Raw genomic sequence first — 16,073 nt, 5'->3', positions numbered from 1 at the left:
TGCCGAGGCCGTGACGGCGGGCGGAAACCGCCCGAGGCGCCGACTCAGCGTGCCGCCGGCGTCAGCCGCACACAGCACTGCCCCGGGCTCGGATCGAGCACCACGAGGTGCGGTTCCCCGGCACCGTCGGCGACGCCCCGCAGCAGCTGAAGGTTGACCCCGCACACGAGTGCCGTGAACTGCTGGGCGAGCCGATGGAACGGACAGTTGCCCAACGCCAGGGCGCCTCCGTTCTGCTCCTGGCGCCGCGGCTCGTAGCCGGCCTCCTCGAGCGCCGCCACGACATCGTCCGCCGCCACGCCGATCGACCTCCCGGCCTCGTAGGCCGTTCGATCAAGCACCTCCTTGACGGGCGTCCCGGTGTCGATCGACTCTGCCACGGCCGCCGCGAGTAACCCGCCGACGAGGTCGTAGTGCCGCTCGGGCACGGACACCGCCACCTCGCCCGCCATCCGTCGGTACAACTTCGCCGGACGACCCGCGCCGGGCCCCGTACGGCCTGCTGGCCGGCGGTACTCGACGGCCAGCAGGCCCTGTTCCGCCAGCCGGTCGAGATGGAATGCGGCAATCCGCCGGCTGACTCCCAGAGCGTTGGCCGCAGCGTCGCGGCTGATCGAGTCCGCGCTGCGGGCGACGAAGTCGAACACGGCTCGGCGTGTCGGGTCGTCGAGGGTGGCCAGGGCGGCGATGCGGTCGGGCCGGGGGCGAGGAGCCATGGCCGAAGTGTAAAACACGCACCTGTTGACTTTAGAAGAGAGCGACCCTAGCGTCTCTAAAAGACAGACAATGCGTTTCTAGAAGATTGGGGACTCTCGTGGCCACCACCGCATCGAGCTCATCAACGATCGCCGGACTGACCGCACGCACAGGAGGCCCTACCCAGCAAGCGTTCCTGCTGCTGCGCACCGTCTTCACGGTGGCGCCGATCGCGTTCGGTCTGGACAAGTTCTTCAACCTGTTGACCGACTGGCCGGGCTACCTGGCGCCCTTCGTCGACCGACTCGTCCCGGGCACCGGGCAGCAGGCGATGTACGCCGTCGGCGTGATCGAGATCGTGGCCGGCCTCCTCGTTGCGGCCCGGCCGAAATACGGCGCTGTCGTGGTGGCCGCCTGGCTGGCCGGGATCATCGTGAACCTTCTGCTGCTCGGCGAGTATTTCGACGTGGCCCTGCGCGACTTCGGCCTGCTCGTCGGCGCGCTGGCACTGTGGCGGCTGGCCAGCGATCACCGCACCGCAGATCCGTCCGCGCCCCGCCGGTAGCAGCCAACGCGGGAGACGGACAGCAAGAGGCGTCTGACCGCCCTTTCGGCAGGTCAGACGCCTCTCATCTGGCGCGTCGGTCCTGTCGAGTGGTGCGGCCACCTTGTGGGGTGACGCGACGACGAATATCGTGCCGATGTATCGGCGTGATATATCGAGGCGACGCTCACGGTCGCCGCCCAGGTGGGAGGTGCGATGAGGTCGATCGACTACGACACGGAGCAGCACCAGGACTACGCGCGCGGGCGCGCGCTCACCCAGCAGCAACTACGGGTATGGATCAACGCCTTCGCGGCGGTACTGCCCGAGCGGCGTCCGCTGGCCGGGCTGGACATCGGCTCGGGGACCGGCAGGTACACCCCCGCGCTGGCAGAAGCGTTCGGGCCGGTCACCGGCATCGAGCCGTCGGTCCGCATGCGCGAGGTCGCGCAGACGCACTCCCAACATCCCGGAGTGCAGTATCTGGCCGGCGCCGCCGAGGACATTCCCGTGCCGTCCAACAGTGCCGACTACGCACTCATGTTCCTGTCCTGGCACCACGTACAGGACAAGCCCCGGGCGGCCCGGGAGCTGGCCAGGGTGCTCAGGCCCGGCGGGCGGTTGCTACTGCGCGCGAATTTCAGCGATCACCATCCCCGACCGTGGTGGCTGGAGCACTTTCCCAACGGTTACGAGGCGGATGCCTCGCTGTTTCAGCCGCTGCACGAGGCCATCGAGATGTTCACGTCGGTGGGCTGGCGCGTTGCCAGCTTCGGCACGGTCACCGAGCCGTCCTCGGGCACCCGCCGCGACATGCTCGAACGGCTGCGCCTGCGCACCCTCTCGTTCTTCGCGCAGCTCGGCCCCGACGACCTGGAGGCCGGCTTCCGACGGCTGGAGCAGGCTGTTGCCGCACACCCCGACGCCCCATCGCCCGTGTTCGCTGAGCCGCTACTCACACTCGAACTGCGCTGACGCAGGCTCCGTAGTTCGTCCGACAGCTGCCGCCGAATTCGGCGACTTCGCCGAGGGTGGGCGCCGGGGAGGCGACACGTTCGCCGAGCCGTCCGCCACCCAGCGTCGGTGGCAGCCATCATGTAGCGGGTCATCGATCCTGCTCCTATCGCGACCGACGGCGGGGAAGCGGCGGGACACCTGCCACACCAGTAGCTGACATTGAAGTGATCTCAACAAGATTCGGGTAGGTACCGGTATTCGAATTGGGTGAGATGGAGAGCGGCGCGGACGATGTCGCCGACGCTTCGAGGGCTGGCGGTGTTTGGTGCAGGGTTCGCCAGCGGCCGGTGACGATCGCGAAGCCGCGTTCTCCGAGGCATCTCATTGATCGAAGTGGGGCGTTGTAGGCGCGGTTGTCAACCGCAAGACGGCGGCCGTCGGTGGGCTGCTTGTACGGAGTGTTGATGCCCTGGCCGGCGCCGTCGTAGCCGGAGTCGGCCAGGGTCGGCAGATCCAGCCTCGTTCAACGCGGTCTCCAGGACCGTCTCGGTCAACTGCTTCAACAGACCGTGCAGACCGGTCAGCGACAGCCCCTGTTCCTTGGCCGCCCGAACCAGCTCAGCGGCGGCTTTCGCCTCTGCCGTCGGCTCGGGCCGCTTCCTGCGTCCGGTCTGGTCATTCAGTGTCGCGGTCATTACGGCACCCTCCCCCACCAGACACAACTACCTGGTCGCAGCCCTGGGTGACTGTCCTATCGGTCGCCACCGAACGCGAGACAGTGCCCATGCTTGGATACTTCACCGAATCTCGGGCCGGTATATTCGCGAGGTGACTGCGCCCGTCCCCAGCACCGCCAACCAGATTCCCCCCTACGGTCCACGCTCCGTCGTGATCGGTGATCGGCCGCAGGTTCTCCGCCCGGTCTGGCTGTTGATCGGGCCGACACTCGCCGCGTCGCTGGGCGCCTTTCTGCTCGCCGTCGCCGTCGGGCCGCAATGGGGTGCGATCCAACGGGACATGGACCTGCCGACCTCGGCGGTCCTCTGGATTTTCGTCGCTTACCTGCTACCGGCGGTACTGGCGGTTGCGGTCGGCGCTCTCGTCGGTCGGCGGTGGCCGACTGTCGTCGCGTTGCTCGCGATCGCGCTGCTGGTTCTAGGATCACTGCTGACCGCGCTGGCCTCGGGGGGTGCTCTGCTGCTACTCGGGCGCGCGGTGACGGGGTTCGGGGCCGGCCTGGCCTGGGGTGTCACGGCCATGCTGGTGACGCAGATGGCGGCACGACGGGTGTGGGTGACGTCCCTCGTTGCCGGCGCGGTGGTGCTGGCGCTGGGTCTCGGGCCCGCGGCGGGGGTGCTGGTGGGGCGCGCCGTCGGTTGGCGCTGGCCTTTCATGCTGGCCGTGCCCTTCGGGGCGGTGGCGTTGCTGGCCACCGCGGTGTGCGGGATCGTCGTGCTGATACAAGGCGCGTCCCGGCCAGCGCAGCCTCAGGCCACTTTTGGTCAGACCATGACCCCTTCTTCAGGCAGGCCAAGTGATTCCGGGATGGCAGCTGCAGGTGGCAAAGCGGCCGGGCTGCTGCTGGTGACCGTCGACGGCGTCAAGCAGGTGGCGACAGACTTCTTTGGGATGGATCTCGTGCAGGAGGTGGCCCGACTGCTCGGCTCGGAGAACATTCGATCCACCAGGCTTGGCACCGACCTGACCTTGTGGCACGCCGAGGACAGCCCTGGTCGGGCCCGACCAGGGCAGCCCAACCCCGCAGCGAGCCTGCTCGCCGCCGAGCATGGCTCGCCGCCGGTCACCGGCCCCGCCGTTCTCACCGGCCCGATCCTGCACGGCACCTCCCATCCCCTGGACGCTGATGCGGCCGATCGGATCGCGAACCGCCTGCGCGGATGACGGGCGGTCTCGACGGACTGTCGCTAGCCTGGGTGACTCACCGTGATCGCCAAGACGCGCTGTTCGTCGGCGTGTAGATGAGCGGAAGCGCCTGCCCCGCAAGGGGAAACTTGTGATTTCGGCATCTACAGGTTTCTCTTCGAGGGAGGCACTTCCGAGTGCAGCTTACGGCGTGGTCGAGGGGTCTGCGTGTTACCGCGGGTGTGGTGCCGCACGTCGGTGCGGCGTTGCTGCGGTTGCTGGCTGATCGGGCTGGGTTGACCGCAGCGTTGTCGGCGGGCAGGCCCGGACCGGCTGGTGGCCGTTGCATGATCGGGGTCGGGTGCTGGTCGACCTCGCGGTGATGATCGCTGACGGCGGGGAAGCGATCGCGGACATCGACGTGCTGTGCCACCAGCGGGAGGTGTTCGGGTCGGTGGCCTCGGACACCACGGTGTGGCAGCTGTTCGGTGGTCCACCGGCGGCACGGGCGGCGGGTCTGGACATCGGCACCGGCGTGGTGGTCCTCGATGTGGACTCCACGATCGTGATCGCGCACAGCGACAAGGATGGCGCCGCCTCGGTGAGGCGGGTCGAGTCCGGGGCACCTTCAATCGAACCCGGCGTGGCTACACGGAGGGAGACGGACAGGCCGGGACGTAGGACAGCCTCGTCGTACGAGCACCATTCGAGCACCAATGCGTCCACCGGCACGGAACGGCAAGAGGCGCCTGACCGCCTTTTGGCAGGCCAGACGCCTCTTGATCTTGTGCGCCCGAAGGGACTCGAACCCCTAACCTTCTGATCCGTAGTCAGATGCTCTATCCATTGAGCTACGGGCGCATGTGCTCAGCCAGTGTACACACCCGGCTTTCGCGCGGAGACTCCGGGATTCGAACCCGGGAGGGGCTTTAAGACCCCAACCGCATTAGCAGTGCGGCGCCATAGACCAGACTAGGCGAAGTCTCCCTGGTGGCCTGTAGACCACCGCGCCCGAGGATACAGGTCGCCACCCACCGGGAGCAAAGCGACTTCCGACGTACGCCCACCGAGGCCGCAGCCCCCGTGTTTCCACGCTGTGCGCCGGCCTGATCGGGACTACGCTCCATCGATATGCAGGAGCAGCCGCCCGCCGAGCCGACCCGCCGAGAGCCTGCTGACCGCGCGCGCCGGCGCCCCCCACGGCCGACCTTCACTCCGCCGACGGCCGCCCAGCGGTCCGTGGAGAAGGCGACCTCCGACCCGGCAGCGACACCTGCCACGCCTGGCACCCAGCGCCCTCGACGTGCCAGGCCCGCCCCGGCAGTGCTCTTCCAGCCACCGGAGCCGGACCGCCCCCTGCCCCGCCAACCGGCTCCTGTCGGCAGCGGGAATGACGAGGAGGAAGCCGGGACGGACGGCGGCACGACGGGCGTCGACGCGTCCGGCCCGGCGGCGGACGTGGACCAGCCGGCCGGTGCCGCGCCGACGGAGCCGGGCAGCGCGGCGGCTCCGGTGGATGAGCGAGCACTTGAGGGCAGCCCGCAGCAACCGGCTGGTACGCCGACTCGGACGCCGAAGGCCCGGGCCAGCCGTGCCACGCCGGCCCGCAAGGCCGCCCCCCGGAAGGCAGCCCACCGGAAGGCAGCCGGCACCTCGACCGGGGAGGGGACCGCCACGACATCGCCAGCACCCGACGTGACCCCGGCCACTCCGACTGCTGCGCCGACCAGACGCACCGCACGCTCCACCGACGCGGCGGCCACCCCGGCCGAACGCACCACGACCCCGACCAAGCGTGCGGCGGGTGCGCGGAAGAGCGCGGCACCGAAGCAGGCCACCACCCCCGCGAAGCGACAACCAGCGGAGCAGACCCCGGCCGAGCAGCAGCCGTCCACGATCGTGGCAGCGCCCGCCGAGCACCACGTCGCGCCGGCTTCGGCGCGTACCCCCGAATCGGAGCTGCGGGCGGTCGCCGCGCACCTGCGCGACCACCCGGGCTTCGCGCCGGAGTTGCTGGCCCTGGCCGCGGTGCGGGCTCTCGGCCCCGGCGCGGCCGACTGGGCCGAGCGGCTGCGGGCCCGGTACCCGGACGCCCCCGCGGACGGTCTGGCCCGCCTGGCCACCCGGCGGTTCGTCCGCGCGGCCGGCGCGGGCGGAGCGGCCGCCGCGCTGGCCGGGCTGTTCGCGCCGCTGGCGGAGCTGGCCTCGGTGCTCTGGACCCACTCGAACCTGGTGCTGCACCTGGCGGCGGCGTACGGCCGGGATCCCGCGCACCCCGACCGGGCGGTCGACCTGCTGGTGCTCACCCAGGTGCACCCGGATGCGGAGAGCGCCCGCGCCGCGTTGGCCGCGGCCGGGACTGCGGACGACCCGGTCGAGGGGACGTGGCCGCGGGTGGCGGAGGCGGCGTGGCGGCTGGCCGCGCCGCTCACGGCGCAGGCCGGTGGGTGGCTGGCGCTGCGGCTGGCGTCCCGGCTGCTGCCGGGTGCGGCGGTGCTCGCCGCGGCGCTGGGCGACTCGGCCGCGGCCGACCGGCTCGCGGCCCGGACGGTGGCCGCCTACCGGCCGTCGCCGGCCGAGGTGGCGGGTCGACCGGTCAGAGCCAGTTGAACCAGTCCCGGGGCAGCAGCGCGTAGCCGACGAAGGCGACCACGTCGAGCAGGGTGTGCGCGATGACCAGCGGCATCACCCGTCGGGAACGCAGGTAGAAGTAGCTGAACACGACACCCATCACGGCGTTGCCGACGAACGCGCCGAAGCCCTGGTACAGGTGGTACGAGCCGCGCAGCAGCGCGCTGGCGGCGATGATCGCGCCGAGCCGCCACTGGAGCTGCCGCAGCCGGGTGACCAGGTAGCCGACCACGATCACCTCCTCCAGCACGGCGTTCTGCACGGCGGCGAGGATCAGCACCGGGACCGCCCACCAGACATCCGGCAGCGAGGCCGGCACCAGCGTGGCGTTGATGCCGAGCTGCGCCGCCACCCAGAACAGGGCCAGCCCGGGCAGGCCGATCAGCGCGGCCAGGCCGGCGCCACGCGCCAGGTCCTGGCCGGGCCGCCGGGCGTCCAGGCCGAGGGTCCGCGCCGGGTCGCCGGGATCGCGGCTGAGCAGGTGTACGGCGAGCAGCACCGGCAGCAGCGCGAAGGCGATGCCGAGCAGCTGGTACGTCAGGTCCAGCCAGGGTCTCGCTGACGCGGAGGTGTTCAGCGAGGCGGTCTGCTTGGAGAGCGGGCCGTCGGCGGTCAGCTTCGCGATGATCGAGACCACCGCGTAGACCGCGGACTGGCCGAGGGAGAGGCCGAGGACCAGCAGGGTCTCGGTGCCCAGCAGCCGGCGGGACACCGGGCGGGTCAGCTCAACGGTCACCGCACCACTCTGCCCGACGGGCGGCGCCGCTGGCACGGCCGACCGGCCGGCATGAACCGATCGCACATTCTGTGCGACCGGCGCGCACGCTCCGTGGAGATTCTATGAGCGCCCGATCCGCCGCCGTCTGGAGAAGGAGCGCCCCCGTGGACAACGTCGCGCGGTTGCTGAAAGAGAGCTGGACCCTGGTCGAGGAGGACCGGGACCGGCTGAGCGGGCACTTCTACGCCCGGCTCTTCCTGCTCGACCCCGCCCTGCGGCAGCTCTTCCCGGTGCAGATGACCGGCCAGGGCGACCGCCTGCTGGAAGCGATCATCACGGCGATCCACACCGTCGACGATCCGGAGAGCTTCGACGAGTTCCTCCGGGCGCTGGGCCGCGACCACCGCAAGTACCACGTCGACGAGCAGCACTACAAGACGATGGGCGTCGCGCTGCTGGACGCGCTGCGCAGCACCGCCGGCGACGGCTGGAACCTGGAGTACGACCAGGCGTGGCGGGACGCGTACGCGGCCATCTCGGCGAAGATGCTGGCCGGGGCGGCGAACGACGACAACCCGCCGTTCTGGCACGCCGAGGTGCTGACCCACGAGCGGTACGGCCCGGACACCGCAGTGCTGACCTGTCGGGCGTTGCAGCATCCGCTGCCCTGGCGGGCGGGCCAGTACGTGAGCCTCGAAGTGCCGCGCCACCACCCTCGGGTGTGGCGGACGTACTCGGTGGCGAACGCCCCGAACGACGACAACGTGCTGGAGTTCCACGTGCGGTCGCCCGGGGCCGGCTGGGTGTCCGGTGCGCTGGTCCGCCGGGTGCGGCCGGGTGACCTGCTCCGGCTGGCGGCGCCGATGGGCTCGATGACCTTGGACCGGTCCTCGGAGCGGGACATCCTCTGCGTGGCCGGCGGGGTGGGGCTGGCGCCGATCAAGGCGCTGGTGGAGGAGTTGGCCAGCTACAACCGGACCCGGTGGGTGCACGTCTTCTACGGCGCCCGGCAGGCGGCGGACCTTTACGGCCTGGCCGGGTTGCAGGAGTTGGTCGCCGTACACCCGTGGTTGTCGGTCACCGCGGCGTGCAGCGAGGACCCGGGCTTCGACGGCGAGCTGGGCGACATCCCGGACGTGGTGGCCCGGTACGGCCCGTGGACCACGCACGACTGCTACGTCTCCGGGTCGGCCCGGATGGTCAGGTCCACGCTGCGGGTGCTGGCCGCCGACGAGGTGCCGCCGCCGCACATCCGCTACGACACCTTCGGTGACCTCTAGGCGTTCCTCCCCCCACACCGGGGCGCGTGCCCCTGCCCCCTGGGGCACGCGCCCCGGTCCCGCTCGTGTGTCAGTAGCGCCAGGGGTGCCCGGACTCCCGGTACTCCTCCACCGGCACCAGCGGCACGCCGGGTGTCATCCGGTCCACGTAGAGCCGGCCCTCCAGGTGGTCGATCTCGTGTGCGACCAGCCGGGCCATGCCGAACTCGAACGAGGTGATGATCCGGCTGCCGTCCCACTGGGCGTGCTCCACGTCCAGTCGCAGCGGCCGGGGCACCAGGCCACGGTGGTCGAAGAAGGAGAGGCAGCCCTCGTACTGCTCGTCGGTGTCCGGGTCGGCGTCGACCACCCGGGGGTTGAGCAGCACGACCGGCTCCGCCGAGCGGTCGGGGGGCCGCACGACGGCCGCCGCCCGGCCGATGCCGAGCTGCGGGGCGGCGACGCCTACTCCCTTGCTGAAGGGATGCAGTTCGTCGAGCCGGGCCAGCGCCGTGCTGAGCCGGTCGACCACCTCCCGGGCGACCTGCTCCTCAGCGGGCAGGTCGAACGGGCGGCCGCGCTGGCGGAGCAGGTCGGCGCCGCGCTGGACGATGCCGAGTCCGCGCATCCGGTCGCTGGGCCGGACCCGGGCCCCGCCGGGGCCGACGTCCGGGTCGGTGTCCGGGCGGGCCCGGAAACGCCACTGCATGCGGTAGCGGGCGTTCAGCGGTGGGTCGTCGGTCTGCCAGTCGAAGATCGCCCGGCCGCCCTCGTCGCGGCGCTGCGGCGCCGTTCGCAGGGGCCCCTCCTCCGCTGAGAGCGAGGTCTCCACGCCCCAGACCTGCGGGTCGAGCGCCGCTGGCAGGTCCAGCCGGACGGCGAGCTGTCGGGTGGGCAGCCGCACGGCCCGCTGGAACCAGGGACCCCACTTCTCCTGCCCGACGGAGTACGCGTACTCGATGGTGGCCCGGTCGCCGGGGTAGAGCGGGAAGCGCCGCTCACCGTTCTCGAAGAGCAGCCAGATCTCCTTGAACGCGTCCCGGTCGTGTTTCGCCCGCCAGTGCATCGGCTCCGGGTCACCGCCGCCGTCGTCCCGGCGGGCCTGTAGTTGCAGCTCGGCGAAGGTGAGCGGGTGCTCGCGGTGGTGCCGGTTGGAGCGGCCGGGGTCGTTCGGGTAGCGGTCGACGGCGACCCGGACCAGGTAGCGGTTGATCGGCTCGGTGCCGGCGTTGTAGAGCTCGCGGTGGATGACGCACCGGTAGCCGTCGTCGGTGTGGGTGAGGGCGGCGAGCTCGCGCTCCACGACGAGGCCGGTGCCGGGTGGCAGCCACTGGCCGGGCAGGTGTGCCTCGCGGTGCGGTTGACCGGAGCGGGCGTGCCGTAGTTCGTCGTACTCCCGGAAGCGCTGCCAGATCGCGCCGCTGGCCTCCAGGACGGCCTCGGCGCGGCGGGCGAAGTCCTCGGTCGGGCGGTGCCGGCGCCCCTCGACGTGGCTGACGTAGGACGGGTCGAACCCCATCAGGACGGCCAGTTGCTTCTTGGACAGCCCCCGCCCGGTCCGCTGCCGGGCGAGTTCGGCCGCGAAGGAGTCGGCAGCCCGTTCGAGGGGTGAGGTCGTCATCGGCTTCCTCGTGGCCGGGAGTATCAGTTTCACGTTCCGTGGCCGCACGCACACGTATCTGCCACCTTGCCGACACATCGCTTGACAATCCACCGACCCACATCGATCCTGCGCCGGTGTTTTCCGGGGTCGGGGCCGGGTAGTAGGCCGGGGCGGAGCGCTGCTCCCGCCGGGAGTGGAGTGACCCTGACCTCCCGATACGGCTCAGGTGAGGCTTCCCTTAGACCTACGCGTGTGGTTAGGCTAGCCTTAGCTCAGGACGGCAGGGTCGTCCGCCGAGGTGCTCCTCGGTCACGCGGACGGGGGATGACACGGTGACAGCGGTGATGCCGAGGCGGGACATGACCGCCACGCCGCTCGCCCCCGTCACCGCGGCACTGCGCGCCATGTTCGGCACCGACGATCTTCCCGGGCTCGCGCCGGGTCTGCTGGTCGACGACGAGTTCGGCTGGGCGCCCGCGACCACGCTGATCGACGGCAGCCGGCTGCCCGACCTGCTGCACGCCGCCACACTGCGCTGGGGCGGCACGCCGCACGCCTGCGCCGCGCTGGCCTGGAAGTCGTATAGCTACTGGACGGCACTGCCGGTCGTGCTCGGCTGGGCCTCGGCCCGGCGGGTGCCGCTGCTCGACCCGTCCGACGTGTTGATCCACTTCGAGGACCACCGGCCGCTGCTCACCCTGGGTCTGCGCCGCAGCACCACCGTGGCGGTGCTGCCGAGCGACCCGCTGGCGCTGGCCGGGCACCCGGAGGTGCGGGTCGTCGCCGGCGAAGCGGAGCTCCTGGCCGCGCTACGCGCCTCGCTCCTCGACGCCCACCTGGCCCCGCTCATCGCGGCGATCCAGGCGGAGGTACGGGTCGGCACCCGGACGCTCCTCGGCTCGGTCGCCTCCGGCATCTCGCACGGCATCCTGCGGGCCGCGGACGGGCTGCCCGGTTCGACGGTGCAGACGATCGACACAGTGCTCGGCGCGCTCGACCTGGCGGATCTGGTGGAGCTGGTGCCGGGGCCGACCGGTGAGCCGAGCGTGCAGCGGCGCACCTGCTGCCTCGCCTTCACCCTGCCCAGCCCGAAGGTCTGCCAGGGCTGCTGCGTCCGCCAGGCCTGAACCTCGCTCAGTCGGTCAACGGCCGCACGTCCCACACCCACACCCCGCCGGTGAACGTCGGCTGGATCCCGGTGAGCTCGGTCATTCCCCGACGCAGGGCCGCCTCGTGCTCGTGCGGCCCGAGGATGACCACGCCGGCCCGCCAGTAGCGCAGGTCGTCGACCGCCTTCACCCGGCTCTGCGGGGTGATCGGCGGCACCGCCCCGGTGCGTCGGATGGTGCCGAAGAAGCTGCTGGTGGGGCGGGGCGATGCGGTGAACAGCGCGATCCGCGGCTTCTCGGCGTTTCGGCGTGTGTCCGGGCCGAGGAAGTAGCCGCGGGCCAACGGCATGTCCAGTCGGGTCGCCGCGGACCAGCGCAGCGGCTCGGCGTAGTTGGTGTCCGGCAGCGGCAGGGTCACCACACTGCGCCCGCCGGTCACGTACGGCCGCCACGCCCCACTGGTGACGAAGGCGGGGACCGGGTCGAGGCGGGCCACCGGCAGCGGGGTGGGCAGGATCGGCAGCAGGGCCATCGTGAGCGCGGTCGCCGTGACGAACCGGATCTGCCGGCGGGCGGCCGGCTGCGACCGGGCCAGCTCGCGCGCCCGCTCGGCGCCGTAGGCGAGCAGCAGCCCGATGATCGGGGTGATCGCCAGGGCCCACCGGGTCGGCACCACCGAGTGCAGGATCGGCAGGTTCTCCAGCGCGGCCCAGGGCCCCGGCACGCCGGTGTCCCGGCCGGCGAAGCGGATCACCCGGCCCAGTGAGAGCACCGCGAAGAACAGCCCGAGGGCGGCCAGCCCGAGGACGACGACCGAGCGACGCAGCCACCAGACCAGGGCGATCACCAGCACCAGCAGCGGCCACCCGAAGAAGCTGTTCTCCTCGGTCGGGTTCTTGGCCAGGTTCGCCGCCGTACGCGGGCTGCCGGCGAGCGACTCCCGGGAGTACGCGACGAACGAGGCGAGGTCGCTGGAGTAGCCGCGGATCAGGCGGGACAGCCCGGAGTACGCGCCCGGCCCGAAGAACTGGACGTAGAGCGGGTACGCCAGCAGCACCCCGGCTATCCCGGCGGCGACGGCCAGACCGGCGAGAAACGGCCGGGCCCGCGATCGCAGCTCCGGGCGGCCGATGGCGAGCGCACCGACGATCACGCCCAGCCCGATCGCCGTCATCAGCAGGATCTCCAGGTTGAGGAAGGCCTGCCAGACGATCACCAACGCGAGGAGCACGCCGTTGCGCAGCCAGCGTCCCGGCTCACCCAGCCGCAGCGTCCGCCAGATGATCAGTGGGACGACGAACTGCGACACGATGTTCGGATGCGCATTGGCGTGCGACACCATGGCCGGCGCGAACGCGCAGAAGCCGGCACCCAGCCAGGCCGGGCCCCGGGCTCCGATCAGGACCCGGGAAAGCAGGAAGTACCAGGCGGTGGCGGTGGCAATCATCCCAGCGGTGAGAAAGAGCAGGAATGCCGCACGCGGTCCAAGGAGCACGGTGACGGGTGTCATTGGCAGCGAAACGGATAATACGGAAGTATTCGCCATGAGATTGACGCCGTCCGGCACGTTCATCCGGTCCGAATGGAACGGATATGCAAAATGGGTGACGACTCGCGCACCGTGCGCCATCATCCATTCGAACTGCGACTGATCGGAACGGTTGTCCCGCACCCCGCTGCCCGGCTCCAGCCAGAGCCGCCCGGTGACCCAGAAGCCGAGCACCACGAAGCTCAGCACGGCGGCCAGATCGGCGCGCTTGCCGCTGCGGCGCGCGCGGGAGTCATCGCCCTCCACGGTCGACGCGGTGGCCGGGCCGCCTCCGGGCGCGTCCGATTCAGGAGTAGTCATGACAATTCATAGGGTAGTCAGCGTATGGCACTGCCGTGACATGTTTCGGGGTACTGCCGTACTATGTGCCGGGTTCGCCGACCGCCGATCACGTGCCCACCCCCGACCACAATTCGGCCACCCCGCTGCCCCGATTCTTCTCCCATCCCAGCGGATGATTCACTCTGTCGGTCCAGGCACGGGTCGAGTTCATATCGTGAGGAATCGACGCATGGCAGAAATCACTGGGGATCAGCGCGTCCAGTCCGAGGTGCTGGAGGGCCTGGCCACGGCGGTCAACCACCGTCGCTGGTTCGTCGAACTGGCGGTGCCGTACCTCGGTGACGATCCGATCGAGATCGGCAGCGGTCTCGGTGACTACGCGCTGGAATGGTCCCAGCGGCTGCCCCGGTTCACCGCCACCGAGGCCGATCCGGACCGACTGGTGCAGCTCAAGGAGCGCCTCGCCGACGAGCCGAGCATCGATGTCCGGCAGATGCTGCTGCCGCACAACGATCGGGGCGACTACAGCGCCGCGGTCTCGTACAACGTGCTGGAGCACATCGAGGACCACGTGGGCGCGCTGCGCAGCATGCGCGACCTGGTCCGCCCCGGCGGTGCCGTGATCATCATCGTGCCGGCGTTCCAGTTCGCCATGAGCCCGGCCGACATCGCCACCGGCCACGTCCGCCGCTACACGAAGAAGACGCTCGGAGCAGCGATGACCGAGGCGGGCCTGACCGTGGAGAAGATCCACTACGCCAACGCGCTGGGGCTGCTCGGCTACTTCATGGCCACCAAGGTCTTCCGGCTGATGCCGAAGGAGGGCCCGATGGTGAAGGTGTACGACACGGTCGTCCTCCCCGCCACCAAGGCCGCCGAACAGCGCATCCGGCCCCCGTTCGGCCAGTCCGTCTTCGCGGTGGCCCGCGTCCCTTCCTGACCCCACCCCCGCGATCTTGCACTCTTCCGCGTGAGCAAGTGCAAGATCGCGGGGTAGGGATCATTCCTTGATCTGGTAGGTGGGGCGGATCACCGCTCGGGCGAGGGTGTGGAACGTGAGGTTGAAGCCGACGTAGGCCGGGCTGGCGTCGGGGGTCAGGTCGAGGCGGTCCACATCCAGGGCGTGCACCGCGAAGACGTACCGGTGCGGGCGGTCACCGGGGGGCGGCGCCGTGCCGCCGTAGCCCTGCTCGCCGTAGTCGTTGCGGACCGAGAACGCTCCACCCAGGTCCGCGCCCGCCGCGCCACCCGCACCGGTGGGCAACTGGGTGACGTCGACCGGCACGTTCACCAGCACCCAGTGCCAGAAGCCGCTGCCGGTCGGCGCGTCCGGGTCGAAGCAGGTCACGGTGAAACTCTTCGTCTCGGCGGGGAAGTCCGACCAGGTCAGCTGCGGGGAGACGTTGTCGCCGCCGGTGCTGCCGTGCGCATGCCGGGCATCCATCGGCTCGCCGTTCTGCACGTCGTCACTGGTCAGGGTGAACGAGGGCACCGTCGGCAGCAGCTCGTACGGGTCCGGGGCGATCGGTCGTTCCAGGGTCATCGGGACGCGTCCTTCCGGTGTTCACGGAGATACCTGCCCCTTCTTACCCCTTCGCGGCGTCTACGACGACCGGAAGCGCCAGCGCCGGCTCCGCAGCGTTACCGTTGAGTCCGGGGCAACGCTCCACAGGGGGACCTCGTGGCCGGGATCTGGCGGGACTTCGTAGCAGCCGTCTTCACCGCGCTGCGCCGCCAGGACGAGCGGGCCATCGCCGAGGAGCGCCGGCGCGCGATCGAGCGGCTGGCCGAGGAGACGATCCGAGAGAGCCGGCGGGCCACCGAAACACCGGAGTGACGGCGGTGAAAGGTACGGGACCCGGACGTCACGGCCCGATGACGACGTTCGCGAGCGGCTCGCCCGCCGCGTACCGCCGGACCTGATCGACCAGCAGCCGGCGGGCCCGGGGCGCCATCGCTGCGGTCAGACCGCCGACGTGCGGGCTGATCAGGACGTTCGGTGCGGACCACAGCAGGTGTTCGGCGGGCAGCGGCTCGGGGTCGGTGACGTCCAGGGCAGCGTGCAGCCGGCCCGCGCTGAGCTCCGCGAGCAGCGCATCGGTGTCCACCACCCGCCCCCGTGACACGTTCACCAGCAGGGCGCCGTCGGCCATTGCGGCCAGGAAGTCCTTGTCCACCAGGCCCTCGGTCTCCGGGGTCAGCGGCGTGGCCAGGATGACGACATCCGCTCGCGGCAGCAGCTCCGAAACCTCGGAGACCGGCCGTACGCCGGGGCGAGCGCTCCGCGCCACCCGGCTGATCTCCACCTCGAACCCGGCGAGCCGGCGCTCGATCGCGGCGCCGATCGAGCCGTACCCGACGATCAGCACCCGGGTGTCGGCCAGCCCGGTCGACCAGCCTGTGGTCCAGCGGCCCTCGCCTCCCGCCCGGACGAAGTCCGGCAGCCGGCGGCGGGCGGCAAGGGTGAGCGCCACGGCCAGCTCGGCGGTCGCCGCGTCGTGCACGCCCCGGCCGTTGGCCAGAGTCAGCCCGGGCCGCAGGTACGGCAGGACATGGTCGTAGCCCGCGGTCACGGTCTGCACCACCGTGAGCCGGGGCATCCGGGCGATCGGCTCGCAGAACCGCGGGTCGATGATCCCGTACGGAATCGCGTAGAACTCGACATCGTCCAGGCTTTCCGGCACGGGTTGGGTGCCGTCGTACAGCGCGACGTCCAGGTCGCCAAGCTCGGCCAACGCGTCGGGGTGAGAGATCAGGTAGCGCACGGCCACATCATGCTCGACCGCCCGGAGCGGGACCGATCGCCACCCACAGACACACCCCGTGACCGATATTTGCGCTGGTCAGGGGCGTTTAGGCTGT

The 16,073-nt window shown here is 70.9% G+C and carries 15 protein-coding genes, 2 tRNA genes and 2 pseudogenes; 9 read left to right on the top strand and 10 right to left on the bottom strand.

Going from position 1 to position 16,073, the window contains the following annotated elements; translation table 11 throughout:
• Nucleotides 1-44: 44 nt before the first annotated feature.
• Entirely contained in the window at nucleotides 45-716 is a 672-nt protein-coding gene (locus tag GA0070607_RS13505) for a helix-turn-helix transcriptional regulator (RefSeq protein WP_089018528.1), read from the bottom strand.
• Between the two features lie 200 nt (nucleotides 717-916).
• Between GA0070607_RS13505 and GA0070607_RS13500 the strand changes: the two genes are divergently transcribed.
• Complete coding sequence (locus tag GA0070607_RS13500) at nucleotides 917-1,261, top strand: hypothetical protein (protein ID WP_231930999.1); 345 nt, start codon at nucleotides 917-919, stop codon at nucleotides 1,259-1,261.
• A 195-nt stretch (nucleotides 1,262-1,456) separates the two neighbouring features.
• Nucleotides 1,457-2,215 (top strand): class I SAM-dependent methyltransferase, encoded by a 759-nt coding sequence (locus tag GA0070607_RS13495; protein ID WP_089018526.1) that lies wholly within the window; start codon nucleotides 1,457-1,459, stop codon nucleotides 2,213-2,215.
• Between the two features lie 145 nt (nucleotides 2,216-2,360).
• Here the strand turns inward: GA0070607_RS13495 and GA0070607_RS13490 are convergent, their stop codons facing one another.
• Both GA0070607_RS13490 and GA0070607_RS32350 read right to left on the bottom strand, forming a co-directional pair.
• Entirely contained in the window at nucleotides 2,361-2,663 is a 303-nt protein-coding gene (locus GA0070607_RS13490; protein WP_231931154.1) for a transposase family protein, read from the bottom strand.
• A gap of 52 nt (nucleotides 2,664-2,715) precedes the next feature.
• Nucleotides 2,716-2,892 (bottom strand): annotated as a pseudogene (locus tag GA0070607_RS32350) (IS256 family transposase); the annotation flags it as partial.
• 133 nt (nucleotides 2,893-3,025) lie between these two features.
• Between GA0070607_RS32350 and GA0070607_RS32975 the strand changes: the two are divergent.
• Both GA0070607_RS32975 and GA0070607_RS33360 read left to right on the top strand, forming a co-directional pair.
• Entirely contained in the window at nucleotides 3,026-4,099 is a 1,074-nt protein-coding gene (locus tag GA0070607_RS32975) for an MFS transporter (protein WP_197701257.1), read from the top strand.
• Between the two features lie 158 nt (nucleotides 4,100-4,257).
• Nucleotides 4,258-4,766: pseudogene (locus GA0070607_RS33360) on the top strand (IS1380 family transposase); the annotation flags it as partial.
• An 82-nt stretch (nucleotides 4,767-4,848) separates the two neighbouring features.
• Here GA0070607_RS33360 and GA0070607_RS13470 read toward each other — a convergent pair.
• Nucleotides 4,849-4,921: transfer RNA gene (locus tag GA0070607_RS13470), tRNA-Arg, on the bottom strand.
• Between the two features lie 35 nt (nucleotides 4,922-4,956).
• A tRNA-Ser gene (locus tag GA0070607_RS13465) sits at nucleotides 4,957-5,047 on the bottom strand.
• 708 nt (nucleotides 5,048-5,755) lie between these two features.
• Here GA0070607_RS13465 and GA0070607_RS13460 point away from each other — a divergent pair.
• Entirely contained in the window at nucleotides 5,756-6,670 is a 915-nt protein-coding gene (locus GA0070607_RS13460) for a hypothetical protein (RefSeq protein ID WP_231930996.1), read from the top strand.
• Here GA0070607_RS13460 and GA0070607_RS13455 read toward each other — a convergent pair.
• Nucleotides 6,657-7,427 carry a CPBP family intramembrane glutamic endopeptidase gene (locus GA0070607_RS13455; RefSeq protein ID WP_089018524.1) on the bottom strand — a complete coding sequence of 257 codons (771 nt, stop codon included), beginning with the start codon at nucleotides 7,425-7,427 and terminating at the stop codon, nucleotides 6,657-6,659. The two genes, GA0070607_RS13460 and GA0070607_RS13455, sit on opposite strands and share 14 nt — an antisense overlap.
• A gap of 146 nt (nucleotides 7,428-7,573) precedes the next feature.
• Between GA0070607_RS13455 and GA0070607_RS13450 the strand changes: the two genes are divergently transcribed.
• Complete coding sequence (locus GA0070607_RS13450; RefSeq protein WP_089018523.1) at nucleotides 7,574-8,689, top strand: globin domain-containing protein; 1,116 nt, start codon at nucleotides 7,574-7,576, stop codon at nucleotides 8,687-8,689.
• A 70-nt stretch (nucleotides 8,690-8,759) separates the two neighbouring features.
• On the opposite strand, the gene GA0070607_RS13445 is transcribed toward GA0070607_RS13450, so the two are convergent.
• The gene (locus GA0070607_RS13445; protein WP_089018522.1) at nucleotides 8,760-10,289 is read right to left on the bottom strand and encodes a peptide deformylase; all 1,530 of its coding nucleotides are present in this window, start codon (nucleotides 10,287-10,289) and stop codon (nucleotides 8,760-8,762) included.
• Between the two features lie 326 nt (nucleotides 10,290-10,615).
• Between GA0070607_RS13445 and GA0070607_RS13440 the strand changes: the two genes are divergently transcribed.
• Nucleotides 10,616-11,398 (top strand): IucA/IucC family C-terminal-domain containing protein, encoded by a 783-nt coding sequence (locus tag GA0070607_RS13440; protein ID WP_089021830.1) that lies wholly within the window; start codon nucleotides 10,616-10,618, stop codon nucleotides 11,396-11,398.
• Between the two features lie 7 nt (nucleotides 11,399-11,405).
• Here GA0070607_RS13440 and GA0070607_RS13435 read toward each other — a convergent pair whose 3' ends face one another.
• A complete protein-coding gene (locus tag GA0070607_RS13435) occupies nucleotides 11,406-13,229 on the bottom strand; it encodes a hypothetical protein (protein WP_231930995.1) in 1,824 nt (607 codons plus the stop codon).
• Between the two features lie 211 nt (nucleotides 13,230-13,440).
• Here GA0070607_RS13435 and GA0070607_RS13430 point away from each other — a divergent pair, with 211 nt between their 5' ends.
• Complete coding sequence (locus GA0070607_RS13430; protein WP_089018520.1) at nucleotides 13,441-14,151, top strand: class I SAM-dependent methyltransferase; 711 nt, start codon at nucleotides 13,441-13,443, stop codon at nucleotides 14,149-14,151.
• 60 nt (nucleotides 14,152-14,211) lie between these two features.
• Here GA0070607_RS13430 and GA0070607_RS13425 read toward each other — a convergent pair whose 3' ends face one another.
• Complete coding sequence (locus GA0070607_RS13425) at nucleotides 14,212-14,754, bottom strand: YbhB/YbcL family Raf kinase inhibitor-like protein (RefSeq protein WP_089018519.1); 543 nt, start codon at nucleotides 14,752-14,754, stop codon at nucleotides 14,212-14,214.
• Between the two features lie 138 nt (nucleotides 14,755-14,892).
• On the opposite strand from GA0070607_RS13425, the gene GA0070607_RS32340 reads away from it, so the two are divergent.
• Nucleotides 14,893-15,048 (top strand): hypothetical protein, encoded by a 156-nt coding sequence (locus GA0070607_RS32340; RefSeq protein WP_157743145.1) that lies wholly within the window; start codon nucleotides 14,893-14,895, stop codon nucleotides 15,046-15,048.
• A gap of 28 nt (nucleotides 15,049-15,076) precedes the next feature.
• Here GA0070607_RS32340 and GA0070607_RS13420 read toward each other — a convergent pair whose 3' ends face one another.
• Nucleotides 15,077-15,976, bottom strand: a complete 900-nt coding sequence (locus GA0070607_RS13420) for a 2-hydroxyacid dehydrogenase (RefSeq protein ID WP_089021829.1) — start codon at nucleotides 15,974-15,976, stop codon at nucleotides 15,077-15,079.
• Nucleotides 15,977-16,073 lie beyond the last annotated feature (97 nt).

The organism is Micromonospora coriariae (assembly GCF_900091455.1).
GTDB lineage: Bacteria > Actinomycetota > Actinomycetes > Mycobacteriales > Micromonosporaceae > Micromonospora > Micromonospora coriariae.
The sequence above is the reverse complement of the archived record's forward strand: the minus strand, read 5'-3'. Positions and strand labels throughout refer to the sequence as shown.

What these genes read in the sequence shown, in the direction of transcription:
- GA0070607_RS13505 (WP_089018528.1), bottom strand. Translation starts at nt 716, where the DNA reads ATGGCTCCTCGCCCCCGGCCCGACCGCATCGCCGCCCTGGCCACCCTC.
- GA0070607_RS13495 (WP_089018526.1), top strand. Translation starts at nt 1,457, where the DNA reads ATGAGGTCGATCGACTACGACACGGAGCAGCACCAGGACTACGCGCGC.
- GA0070607_RS13445 (WP_089018522.1), bottom strand. Translation starts at nt 10,289, where the DNA reads ATGACGACCTCACCCCTCGAACGGGCTGCCGACTCCTTCGCGGCCGAA.
- GA0070607_RS13440 (WP_089021830.1), top strand. Translation starts at nt 10,616, where the DNA reads ATGCCGAGGCGGGACATGACCGCCACGCCGCTCGCCCCCGTCACCGCG.
- GA0070607_RS13435 (WP_231930995.1), bottom strand. Translation starts at nt 13,229, where the DNA reads ATGACTACTCCTGAATCGGACGCGCCCGGAGGCGGCCCGGCCACCGCG.
- GA0070607_RS13430 (WP_089018520.1), top strand. Translation starts at nt 13,441, where the DNA reads ATGGCAGAAATCACTGGGGATCAGCGCGTCCAGTCCGAGGTGCTGGAG.
- GA0070607_RS13425 (WP_089018519.1), bottom strand. Translation starts at nt 14,754, where the DNA reads ATGACCCTGGAACGACCGATCGCCCCGGACCCGTACGAGCTGCTGCCG.